Source organism: Staphylococcus sp. HMSC055A09 (genome assembly GCF_001809655.1).
GTDB lineage: Bacteria > Bacillota > Bacilli > Staphylococcales > Staphylococcaceae > Staphylococcus > Staphylococcus capitis.
In genome coordinates this window covers 18,664-30,425 of the sequence record NZ_KV798370.1, presented here as the reverse complement: position 1 = coordinate 30,425, position 11,762 = coordinate 18,664, and the positions used below count along the sequence as shown (strand labels likewise).

Below are 11,762 nucleotides of genomic sequence, written 5' to 3'. Positions count from 1 at the left end.
ACATTCCTTCCCGGAATGAGATATAGGTGCAAATCCTATCTTCCGCTCCATATAATTTAATATTAAGCGGGAGTAGTTCAATTTTTAGAACACGTTCCTTCCCGGAACGAGGTATAGGTGTAAGTCCTATCTTCCGCTCCATAATATGCTTCCATAGGGAAGTTTTTTATTTATCTATTGAGCCGGTGTGGCGGAATTGGCAGACGCGCGGGACTCAAAATCCCGTTCCTTTTTGGAGTGTCGGTTCGATCCCGACCACCGGTATAATTTTATATTCTTTTAGGAACTTTTAGAGTGAGAATGTTGTTAAATCAACGTTTTCACTCTTTTTTTAATACTATAATAAATACGAATATGATTATCAGAACTTAATGTGTTAAAGAAGATATTAACCTGAAAAATAAAAAAATACTAAAACACCCTTAAATTTTTACTTTTTCTAAATTTAGTTATTGTTAATCATACTTATCTATAATACTATTAATCTAATGCAATTGTTGGAGGTACATCATGAGTCAATCTCAATTTAGTGGAAAATCATTTTTTAACAATATATTAAATGCTGTAGGGGCGGGGGTAGTTGTTGCTCTATTACCTAATGCATTATTAGGTGAATTACTCAAGTTATTTAAAGAAGGAAATCACTTATTAGAAACTATATTCCAATTAGTAACTGTTATTCAATCATTTATGGCTTTTATAATAGGTGTGTTAGCGGCGCATCAATTTAAATTTAAAGGAGCAGGAGCTGCAATGATAGGTACTTCTGCTATATTAGGTTCTGGAGCTATACAGTTTAGTAATGGTGGCATAGCTTTAAAAGGGATAGGAGATATTATTAATGTCATTATTGTGGTCGTTATCGCTTGTGCCATTTATATGTTTCTTGAGGGTAAACTTGGTTCATTTGAAATGATTATACTACCGGTATTAGTACCCGTAGTTAGTGGAGCGATAGGTTTAATGACACTCCCATATGTTCAAATCATTACTAAATCTATTGGTAGACTCATTAATGGCTTTACAGAATTAAACCCATTATTAATGTCTATCCTTATATGTGTGACATTTTCTTTATTGATGGTTACACCTATTTCCCTCGTAGCGATAGCTACTGCTATAAGTTTAACTGGTTTAGGTAGTGGTGCTGCAAATATGGGTATTGTAGCAGCATGTGTAACGTTTTTATTTGGATCACTAAGAGTCAATTCAATCGGTGTCAATTTGGTCCTATTAATTGGTGCAGCTAAAATGATGATACCTGTCTATTTGAAGAACTTAATTATTGCTATTCCCTTAACACTAAATGGGATTATTTGTGGTATAGTAGCGTATCTTTTAAATATTAAGGGGACACCATTGTCAGCTGGTTTTGGTTATACAGGTCTAGTTGGACCGATTAATGCGCTTAATCGAATGTCTGGTGATACGTCTTTCAATATTATTTTATTGATAATTGGTTATTTTGTTGTTCCATTTATTGGTGCGTTTATTATACATCATTTATGCAAAAGATTTATTCATTCATATAGCGATGAAATCTATAAATTTGAACTACCAAAAGAATAAATTATTATATGCATGAGAGCGATGTTTCATGGTAGTATCTATTGAAACATTGCTTATTTTTTTGTCTTTCTTCAAAATTAAATTGCATTATTATAAGTAATTATGTATAATAATGTATATTTATTTAGGAGGGCTCTTAAAGTATGTACAAAATTATTAAAATTCTTATAGTCATTACACTACTTTTAGGCTCTGCAATTACATATATAAATCCAATTGCTAGTGCTGAAGAAGATTCTAATTGGAACAAGATTAAACAACGTGGTGAACTTCGTGTTGGATTATCTGCTGATTATGCACCTTTAGAATTTGAAAAAATAAAAAATGGTAAAACTGATTATGCAGGTGTCGATATTGAGCTAGCGAAGAAAATAGCCAAAGATAATCATTTGAAGTTAAAAATTATTAATATGCAATTCGATAGTTTATTAGGGGCATTAAAAACTGGAAAAATTGATGTCATTATATCTGGTATGACTACAACACCGGAAAGAAAAAAGGAAGTAGATTTTACCGAGCCGTACATGATGACAAATAATGTAATGTTAGTTAAAAAATCAGATAAAAATAAATATAAAGATTTGAAAGATTTCACAGGTAAGAAAATTGCTGCTCAGAAAGGAACTGATCAAGAGAAAATAGCTCATAATGAAATAAAAGATAGTCAAGTATCCTCTCTAAATCGATTACCTGAGTCAATTTTAGCTCTTAAAAGTGGTAAAGTTGTAGGAACAATTGTCGAAAAACCAGTAGGAGAAGCGTATTTAAAACAAAATCCTGAATTAGAATTCGCTAATGTAAAATTTAATGAAGAAAAGAAACCTACATGTATAGCAGTTCCCAAAAATTCGCCAATTTTACTAAAGCATTTAAATCAAACTATTGATGAAGTAAACAACAAAAACCTCATTGATAAGTATATGAATCAAGCTGCTCAGGATATGCAAGATGATGGGAATTTCTTCACAAAATATGGAAGTTTCTTTATTAAAGGAATTAAAAACACTATTTTAATCTCATTAGTAGGCGTTATTTTAGGTTCTATACTAGGTGCTTTTATCGCATTATTGAAAATAAATAAATTTAAACCATTATCTTGGTTAGCAAGTATTTATATTGAATTCTTAAGAGGAACACCAATGTTAGTACAAGTATTTATTGTATTCTTTGGTACCACAGCAGCACTTGGCTTAGATGTTTCCGCACTTATATGTGGAACAATAGCACTTATCATAAATTCATCAGCATACATAGCAGAAATTATTAGAGCAGGTATCAATGCTGTGGACAAGGGTCAGATGGAGGCAGCAAGAAGTTTAGGTTTAAACTACATTCAAACTATGAAGTCGGTCATTATGCCTCAAGCGATTAAAAATATTTTACCAGCTTTAGGAAATGAATTTGTTACGCTTATTAAAGAATCATCGATTGTTTCAACTATTGGTGTAAGCGAAATTATGTTTAATGCTCAAGTTGTTCAAGGTATTTCATTCGATCCTTTTACACCTTTAATCGTTGCTGCAGTTCTATACTTTATTTTAACGTTTGCATTATCACGCATCATGAGTTTAGTTGAAGGGAGAATGAAAGCTAGTGATTAAAATTAAAAATTTGAACAAAAAGTTTGGAAATCATGAAGTTCTTAAAGATATTAATCTAGAAGTTTCTCAAGGAGAAGTAGTTGCTATTATAGGTCCTTCAGGTAGTGGTAAAAGTACGTTGTTACGTTGTATGAATTTACTTGAAACACCTACGAAAGGACAAGTTATTTTTGAAGGTAATGATTTAACTCATAAAAATGTTCATTTAGATGAATTACGTCAAAAAATGGGGATGGTATTTCAAAACTTCAATCTATTTCCTCATAAAAAAGTGATAGATAATATTATGTTAGCACCTAAGATGTTACTTAAAGGGGATAAAGAGCAGTTAAAAAATACCGCTTTAGCTTTATTAGATAAGGTAGGTTTAAAGAATAAAGCAGATGCATATCCTAATCAATTATCTGGAGGACAGAAACAAAGGGTTGCCATCGCTAGGGCATTAGCCATGAAACCAGATGTTTTATTATTTGATGAGCCAACATCTGCTTTAGACCCGGAGGTTGTAGGAGATGTATTAAAAGTAATGAGAGATTTAGCTAAAGATGGAATGACGATGGTAATTGTTACGCATGAAATGAACTTTGCTAAAGAAGTTAGTGATAAAGTGATTTTTATGGCAGATGGCGTTGTAGTGGAATCAGGTAAGCCAACAGCAATTTTTGAACATCCTCAACAAGAAAGAACTCAAAATTTCTTATCTCGTGTATTATAATAAGCTGATATTTAAATTAAGATAGAACGTAGAAATCTTTCACTATGTCATTGATTTCAGTTCTATCTTTTTTTTAGAAAAATAAAAACTCACAACGTTATCCTATTTAAACATGTGTTAAAATGACATATGTAATTTTATGTGAGGGGGCAAAGCTTGTGGATTACAAGCAGTTAAAAAGAGAGATTATCGACTATGCCCATTCGATTGGCATTGATAGTATAGGTTTCACAACTGCAGATCCGTTTGATGAGCTAAAACAAAAATTGGAAAGCTATCATTCAAAAGGTTTTGCATCTGGATTTGAAGAATCAGACATCGCTCTAAGAACTGAACCTAAACTAAGTTTACCGAGTGCGCGTTCCATTATCGCAATCGCTGTAGGTTACCCAAATAAATTAAAAGGTGCACCTAAAAGTGTAAGAGGTGATCGACGTGGCATGTTTGCGCGAGCTTCTTGGGGTCAAGATTATCATACAATTATGCGTAAAAGACTTGATAAATTAAGTGAATTTCTACGAGAAAAGGTACCCGATGTCGAGATACAGTCTATGGTAGACACTGGTGTACTTTCAGACAGAGCTGTAGCAGAACGCGCAGGATTAGGATTTGTTGGTAGAAATGGATTTGTTATTTCTCCAGAATTGGGGACTTGGACTTATTTAGGTGAAATGTTAGTGAGTATACCTTTCGAACCAGATGATCCTATTTTAGACAGTTGTGGAGACTGTACAATCTGCGTTGATCGTTGTCCTACGGGTGCATTAGTAGGTAATGGTCAGTTGAATAGTCAAAAATGTATAAGCTTTTTAACCCAAACAAAAGGTTATCTACAAGATGAATACCGTTATAAAATAGGAAATCGTTTATATGGTTGTGACACATGTCAACAAGTGTGTCCTAAAAATAGAGGTATTAATACTCAACATGATGATATAGTACTTGAACCGGAAATCCTAAAACCACGTTTAGTTCCTTTGTTGCAAATGAGTAATAAAGAGTTTAAGAACACTTATGGTCATTTGGCTGGAGCGTGGCGAGGTAAAAAACCTATACAAAGAAACGCAATTCTAGCTTTAGCGCATTTTAACGAGGAAAGTGCTATACCAGAACTAAAAGAAGTTGCACTTAATGATCCTAGACCTATGATTAGAGGTACAGCTTATTGGGCTATAGGTCAAATTCAAGGTGAAGACGCAAAGGCTTTTATTAATGAAAATTATGAAAAAGAAATAGAGGAAGTTCAAGTAGAAATGAAAAAAGGCTTGGACATGAGGAGAGACTGAATATGACAAATCATATTGTATTATTTCAACCAGAGATACCTGCTAATACTGGAAATATAGCTAGAACATGTGCTGGTACTTTCACACATTTACATCTTATTAAACCCTTAGGTTTTAGTACAGATGATAAAATGTTAAAAAGAGCTGGGTTAGACTACTGGGAGCATGTAAATATTACATATCATGAAAGCATTGAAGAATTTTTTGATAGCACTAAAGGTAATTATTACTTATTAACTAAATTTGGCAAACAAACTTATAGCGATTTTGATTTTTCTAATACATTAGAGAATCATTATTTTATTTTTGGAAGAGAAACAACTGGGCTTCCTGATTGGGTAAAAGAGAAATATGCTGATACCGCTTTAAGAATACCAATGAGCGATAAAATTAGATCATTAAATTTATCTAATACGGCTGCACTATTAATTTATGAAGCTTTAAGACAACAAGAATTTCCAAATCTTTCATAATTAAATTTTATTTTTAAAAATATATAAATGTCATCATTTAGTTAGAAATGTTATATTTAATCATGAAGTACTAACATTAAACTGAATTTACTTGGTTTGATAAATTGTTTAAAAGGGTATACTTGAAATTAATATCAACCATTCTATGTAAAGAGCAAACTTAGAGGAGTGTAATTAATATGGCAATGAACTTTAAAGTATTTGAAAATAGTGAAAGAGTAGCAGAATATGCTGCAGATATTATTCGTAAACAATTTAATAATAATCCAACTACAATTGCAGGTTTTCACTTAGAAAAAGATCACGCACCTGTATTAGATGAACTTAAGAAAAATGTAGATACGCATGCTGTAGATTTCAGCCAAATCAATATTTTAGATTATGATGATAATAGATCTTATTATGAAGCATTAGGTGTACCTGAAAGCCAAGTGTATTCAATTTCTTACGAACAAGATGCAATTGATTTTATTTCAGATAAAATGAAAACTAAAGAAAATAAAGGTAAATTAATCCTTCAAGTTCTTTCAATTGATGAAAGTGGCAAGTTAGATGTAAGTGTACGTCAAGGTCTTATGGAAGCTAGAGAAATTTTCTTAGTTGTTACAGGTAGTAATAAACGTGAAGTTATTGAAAAACTTTATCGTGAAAACGGTAAATCTAGTTATGAGCCAGCAGATCTTAAAGCACACCGCATGGTAAATGTTATTTTAGATAAAGAAGCGGCTGCAGGATTACCTGAGGATGTTAAAGAATACTTCACAGCACGTTATGTTTAATCAATAAACTATGTGAGGGATTTTATAATGAATAAAGAACATGAATCTAAATTGAATTATCATGAAGAAGAAAATGCTATGGTTACAGATTTAGATGATTTAAAAGAATTAGGAAAAGAAATGGAACAAATTTCAGAAGAAAATGATGAAGATAAATTAAACCAATCTCATGATGAAGATGTTCGTTCTGACCTTAATAATGAATAATAATTTATTTGACTCCAATAAGCTAGCTTTTATTAGTTTATTGGAGTTCTTTTTAAATTTATTAATTTTTAGTTTTAAATTTTCATCTACTATGACAAAGTTCCACCTCATTATGGAATTGTGATAAGATACTAAATAGTGAATAATTCAAGGAGATTCAAAATATGTTAGGAAAATATTGGCTGCATTTGATGATAGCAACCATCATTATTAGTTTAATTTCAATTAAAGCGTTTCCGCTTGCTTTAGGAGCTCTCTATTTACCCTTACTATTTAAAATTGTTCAGCTTCAATTAAACCTCTCAAAGGGTTTAATCGATGATGTGAGTGCTCAAACTTTTATTAAAAGTAATCAATCCGGCGTTGTAATCAGTGTTATTTGCTGTTTAGCCATTACAGGTATTCTTATCTATACACTTAATAGCTTTTATAATAGCTTAACTGGAATTTTAGGATTTTTAGTTTCAATTAGTCCATTCACTATTGCGTTAAGTGTAATTTTATTTATTTTAACAGCTATAGCAATTGTACAAGCTATTAAAAGTAAATATAAAAATGCTTAATTCATTATATATTCCCTCATTACTTCTAATCACTTTAGAACATAATGAGGGTTTTAATATTTGAAATGAAAACGTTTCACCTCATCGTTGCCCATACAAATTAAATAGTGCTATACTACAATTAAATAAAGATGAATAAGGGGAGAGAAATGTATGTCAGTCAGAATTGAACATGATACTTTTGGAGAAATTGAAGTACCTGGAGATAAGTTTTGGGGTGCTCAAACTGAAAGAAGTAAACGTAATTTCCCAGTTGGTAAGGAACGCATGCCAATTGAAGTAGTTTATGGATTCGCTCAATTAAAAAGGGGTGCAGCGTTAGCTAACAATGAGTTAGGAAAATTAAGTGATGAGAAAAAAGATGCCATAGTATATGCATGTGATCGCATTCTTAAAGGGGAGCTAGACGAACATTTTCCATTAGTAGTTTGGCAAACAGGAAGCGGCACTCAAAGTAATATGAACGTAAATGAAGTAGTAAGCTATGTAGCTAATGAGTATCTTAAAGAACATAATAGTGATGAAATGATTCATCCTAACGATGATGTAAATAAATCACAAAGCTCTAATGATACATTCCCAACAGCAATGCACGTTGCTTTATATCATGAAGTTGAAACAAAATTAGAACCAGCGCTTAAGAACCTGCGTAATACTTTAAAAGAAAAAGAAGATCAATATCAATCAATTATTAAAATTGGACGTACACATTTACAAGATGCAACCCCAATTAAATTAGGCCAAGAAATTAGTGGTTGGCGATATATGTTAGATAAATGTGAAGAACTTTTAAGTGAATCTAAGAAACATATCCTTAGTTTAGCTATCGGTGGCACAGCAGTGGGAACTGGAATAAATGCTCATCCAGAGTTTGGAGCTAAAGTAGCTAAATTTATTTCAGATAACACAGGGTATGCCTTTGTTTCATCTGATAATAAATTCCATGCTTTAACTGCACATGATGAAGTAGTTCAATTACATGGTACATTGAAAGCATTAGCAGGCGATTTAATGAAAATTGCAAACGATGTAAGATGGTTAGCTTCAGGTCCAAGAGCAGGTTTAGCAGAAATTTCTATTCCTGAAAATGAACCTGGTTCATCTATTATGCCTGGTAAAGTTAATCCAACACAATGTGAAATGTTAACTATGGTCGCAGTACAAGTTATGGGTAATGATACTGCAGTTGGTTTTGCAAGTTCACAAGGTAACTTTGAATTAAATGTATTCAAACCAGTTATTCTTCATAATACTTTACAATCAATTTATCTATTAGCTGACGGTATGCAAACATTTAATGATAATTGTGCAGTAGGTATTGAGCCGATTGAAGAAAATATCGACAATTACTTAAATCAATCATTAATGTTAGTTACAGCATTAAACCCACATATAGGTTACGAAAAAGCGGCTCAGATTGCTAAAAAGGCGCATAAAGAGGGATTAACTCTTAAAGAGTCAGCTATAAATAGCGGATATGTTACTGAAGAACAATTTGAAGAATGGATTAAACCAGAAGACATGGTTGACCCTCACTAATTAAATCTATGATAAAAGCGAGAGGCGTATTGAATAATACGTCTCTCGCTTATTTAATATTACATATTATTTAGCCTCTATCTGTTCCATAGTAGACTTATGCCTTTTTATCATCCAAGCTTACCGAAACCAACTCACGTGTTAGTGGATGAATCAATTCAATTTTATGACTATTAAGTTCTAATTTACGCAATGTTGAATCACCATATAATGGATCACCAATTACAGGGTGACCGATTTCTGCTAAATGTACTCGTATTTGATGCGTACGACCTGTATCAAGTTTAATATCAAGTTGACATATACCTTCTTTAATCATCTCAGAATTTAAAATATGAGTGATTGCACGTTGTCCTGTATTTGAAATTCTACGCTTATTAGGATGGAATTTGTCTTTACCAATAGGCATATCTATTGTTTGAGGTTTGATTGGTAACAATGCTTTAACGTTAGCTTTGTAAATACGAGTAATTTCATTTTCTTCTAACATTCGATCTAAGATTTTCTTCATAATTGGATTCTTAGCAACAATAAGTAAACCCATTGTTTCTTGGTCTAAACGATGAATAGGTTCGACATATTCACTGTCAACTGTGTAAATTACATGATTCATAAGTGTATTACTCTCTTTTAAATCATTTGGATGAGTTTTAACACCTTTAGGCTTCATCACTATCGCAAAGTCATCATCTTCATAATAAACCTGTGCGTAACGATAACTAGGTAAATAATTACTTTTTTCCTCTGGTGTAGGTATGAACACCGAATCACCGGTTCTCACTACATCAGTTAATTTAGCAGATTGATTATTAATTGTTATATCTTTTGACATATTAAGTTGATGTAAGTCTTTTTTAGGGAGATTGAGATTTTGAAATATCTCTCTTAAAGATTTCTCAGTGTATTGTTCAGGTATCGTAAATTTCATAATATCCTCCTATAGTTCATTATTATCATAACACAAATTAATTACTCTCTATATCATGTTTATTTTTGAAAATGAATTTTCAAATACTTATCAATTGTGTATTTAATTACATTTTCAAAATAAAGCTAAGGCATGTATAATATAAATATTATGGATATAGTATTGGGGCGATAAAATGGAGAAGCCAACAAGACTTGCATTACTAAAAGAAATAGCTGAATTTCTTAATGAAGAAACAGAGATGTATAGCATGATGCAAGGAGGACTACGTTATCTTATTAATGGTAGTAACTTCACGACTGGATGGATATTTTTTATCAATGAGGAGGGGAACCATGAACTCGTTTCCTCAGTAGACCTCCCTGGTGCATTATCTAAAAAAGATTGTCATTATATGACTAACGGATCATGTTGGTGTGTCAAAGCATATAATAATAAAAAATTAACTAAAGCGTCCAATATTATAAATTGTTCAAGAATTAATTTAGCTAATCGTGCATATCAAGAAGAAACAGATGATATTACGCATCATGCAACTGTGCCACTGCGTTCTGGAGAGGAACAATTTGGACTACTTAACGTTGCTTCACCAAATAAAAAACATTATAGCGAGCAAGATTTAGAATTACTAGAATCTGTAGCATTTCAAATAGGTTCGGCGATAAAACGTATATTATTGACAGATAGAGAAAAGGAAGCGGCTAAGATTAATGAGCGCAACCGTTTAGCTCGAGATCTGCATGATTCTGTTAATCAAATGTTATTCTCGTTAAAACTTACTGCTCATGCTGCCCAAGGAATGGCATCGGATGATTTTTCTAAAAATGCATTTAAAACTATAGAAGAAACGAGTCAAAATGCTGTTAATGAAATGAGAGCATTGATTTGGCAATTAAAGCCTGTAGGACTAGAGCACGGATTAATTCACGCTTTAAATAACTATAGTGATGTTTTAAATCTAAATTTAGACGTCCATGTTGATGGCTTAATCAATTTAACTAATCATGTAGAAGAAAATATTTATCGTATGATACAAGAGGCGATGAATAATGTCAGAAAGCATGCCGATACTAATGAAGTCTCATTAAATCTAACGCAAAGACAGGATAATCTCATTATTGAAATTATAGATTTAGGAAAGGGATTTAACTTGCATGAAGTAAATGTTAATGCTTCAAGTGGTATCAATAATCTTAAACAACGGACACATACATTGAATGGTAAATTAGATATTCAATCACAATTGAATAAAGGTACTACCATTACAATAAATATACCTTTAAAGTAATAAAAAAAGGAGAACGATTATGCATAAAGTAGTACTAGTAGATGATCATCATATCGTACGCCAAGGATTAGAGTTTTTACTTTCAACAGTTGATGATTTAGAAGTAGTCAAGGGTTTTTCTGATGGCAAAACATTTCTATCATATATAGAGCAACATCATCTGCCTGATATTGTGTTGCTCGATTTAGTGATGCCAGAAATGAATGGAATTGAAATTACTGAAGTTTTAAAAAGACAATATCCTCAAGTCAAAGTTTTAGTTTTAACGAGCTATGTAGATGATGAACATGTGATATCAGCTATAGACAAAGGTGCTGATGGTTACGAAATGAAAGACGTAGAACCACAAAAATTGATTGAAACAATTCATAAAGTTTTAAATGGTGAACGTATCATTCATCCTGAAGCTAAAAGTGTGATTGAAACAGTATCTAAAAAGCCTCATTTTACTAATAAATTATCTAAAAGAGAAGTTGAAGTATTGAGAGAGATGGTTAAAGGCAAGACAAATAAAGAAATTGCTCAAACATTATTTGTATCTGAAAAGACTATTAAAACACATGTAAGTCACATATTTAATAAATTACAAGTTACGGATAGAACACAAGCTGCCATTTATGCTATGGAAAATAAATTAATATAATGTGCCAAACGCAATTATATAAAATAAATATACATATTTTAAATTTAATTAGTCAAAATGTCGTTAAATGTAAATATTTAACTATTTTGATAATTTTGCCTTTAATAAAATAGTTAGAAAAACGCATTTCTCTCTTTTATTTTTATTAAAAATATATTAAGATGTAATTTG

Annotated in this window: 12 protein-coding genes and 2 tRNA genes; 13 read left to right on the top strand and 1 reads right to left on the bottom strand. The window is 31.6% G+C overall.

Annotated features, from left to right (window positions below):
* The first annotated feature begins 66 nt into the window (after positions 1 to 66).
* From HMPREF2642_RS11755 to fumC, 11 genes are all read left to right on the top strand, one after another.
* Positions 67 to 141, top strand: a tRNA-Gly gene (locus HMPREF2642_RS11755).
* A 40-nt stretch (positions 142 to 181) separates the two neighbouring features.
* Positions 182 to 264, top strand: a tRNA-Leu gene (locus HMPREF2642_RS11310).
* Between the two features lie 246 nt (positions 265 to 510).
* Complete coding sequence (locus tag HMPREF2642_RS11305; RefSeq protein WP_070597885.1) at positions 511 to 1,569, top strand: PTS sugar transporter subunit IIC; 1,059 nt, start codon at positions 511 to 513, stop codon at positions 1,567 to 1,569.
* Between the two features lie 143 nt (positions 1,570 to 1,712).
* Positions 1,713 to 3,170 (top strand): ABC transporter substrate-binding protein/permease, encoded by a 1,458-nt coding sequence (locus HMPREF2642_RS11300; protein ID WP_002469724.1) that lies wholly within the window; start codon positions 1,713 to 1,715, stop codon positions 3,168 to 3,170.
* Positions 3,163 to 3,885, top strand: a complete 723-nt coding sequence (locus tag HMPREF2642_RS11295; protein WP_064212285.1) for an amino acid ABC transporter ATP-binding protein — start codon at positions 3,163 to 3,165, stop codon at positions 3,883 to 3,885. The genes HMPREF2642_RS11300 and HMPREF2642_RS11295 overlap by 8 nt, the downstream gene beginning before the upstream one ends.
* 122 nt (positions 3,886 to 4,007) lie before the next feature.
* A complete protein-coding gene (gene queG, locus HMPREF2642_RS11290; RefSeq protein WP_087671673.1) occupies positions 4,008 to 5,171 on the top strand; it encodes a tRNA epoxyqueuosine(34) reductase QueG in 1,164 nt (387 codons plus the stop codon).
* Between the two features lie 2 nt (positions 5,172 to 5,173).
* Positions 5,174 to 5,644, top strand: coding sequence for a tRNA (uridine(34)/cytosine(34)/5-carboxymethylaminomethyluridine(34)-2'-O)-methyltransferase TrmL (gene trmL, locus HMPREF2642_RS11285; RefSeq protein ID WP_023350044.1), 471 nt, complete (start codon positions 5,174 to 5,176; stop codon positions 5,642 to 5,644).
* A gap of 179 nt (positions 5,645 to 5,823) precedes the next feature.
* Entirely contained in the window at positions 5,824 to 6,423 is a 600-nt protein-coding gene (locus HMPREF2642_RS11280; protein WP_002453580.1) for a 6-phosphogluconolactonase, read from the top strand.
* A gap of 27 nt (positions 6,424 to 6,450) precedes the next feature.
* The gene (locus tag HMPREF2642_RS11275) at positions 6,451 to 6,630 is read left to right on the top strand and encodes an SAS053 family DNA gyrase inhibitor (protein ID WP_002434789.1); all 180 of its coding nucleotides are present in this window, start codon (positions 6,451 to 6,453) and stop codon (positions 6,628 to 6,630) included.
* A gap of 164 nt (positions 6,631 to 6,794) precedes the next feature.
* Positions 6,795 to 7,193, top strand: coding sequence for a hypothetical protein (locus HMPREF2642_RS11270; protein ID WP_049428016.1), 399 nt, complete (start codon positions 6,795 to 6,797; stop codon positions 7,191 to 7,193).
* A 153-nt stretch (positions 7,194 to 7,346) separates the two neighbouring features.
* Positions 7,347 to 8,732: a class II fumarate hydratase gene (fumC, locus tag HMPREF2642_RS11265; RefSeq protein ID WP_002434798.1), complete on the top strand. Its 1,386-nt coding sequence runs from the start codon at positions 7,347 to 7,349 to the stop codon at positions 8,730 to 8,732.
* A gap of 97 nt (positions 8,733 to 8,829) precedes the next feature.
* On the opposite strand, the gene HMPREF2642_RS11260 is transcribed toward fumC, so the two are convergent.
* Positions 8,830 to 9,660: an RluA family pseudouridine synthase gene (locus tag HMPREF2642_RS11260; RefSeq protein ID WP_070597884.1), complete on the bottom strand. Its 831-nt coding sequence runs from the start codon at positions 9,658 to 9,660 to the stop codon at positions 8,830 to 8,832.
* Positions 9,661 to 9,835: 175 nt separating this feature from the next.
* Between HMPREF2642_RS11260 and HMPREF2642_RS11255 the strand changes: the two genes are divergently transcribed.
* Both HMPREF2642_RS11255 and HMPREF2642_RS11250 read left to right on the top strand, forming a co-directional pair.
* Positions 9,836 to 10,948, top strand: a complete 1,113-nt coding sequence (locus tag HMPREF2642_RS11255) for a GAF domain-containing sensor histidine kinase (RefSeq protein WP_037549760.1) — start codon at positions 9,836 to 9,838, stop codon at positions 10,946 to 10,948.
* A 19-nt stretch (positions 10,949 to 10,967) separates the two neighbouring features.
* On the top strand, positions 10,968 to 11,591 hold the full coding sequence (locus tag HMPREF2642_RS11250; RefSeq protein WP_002434769.1) for a response regulator: 624 nt from the start codon (positions 10,968 to 10,970) through the stop codon (positions 11,589 to 11,591).
* Positions 11,592 to 11,762 lie beyond the last annotated feature (171 nt).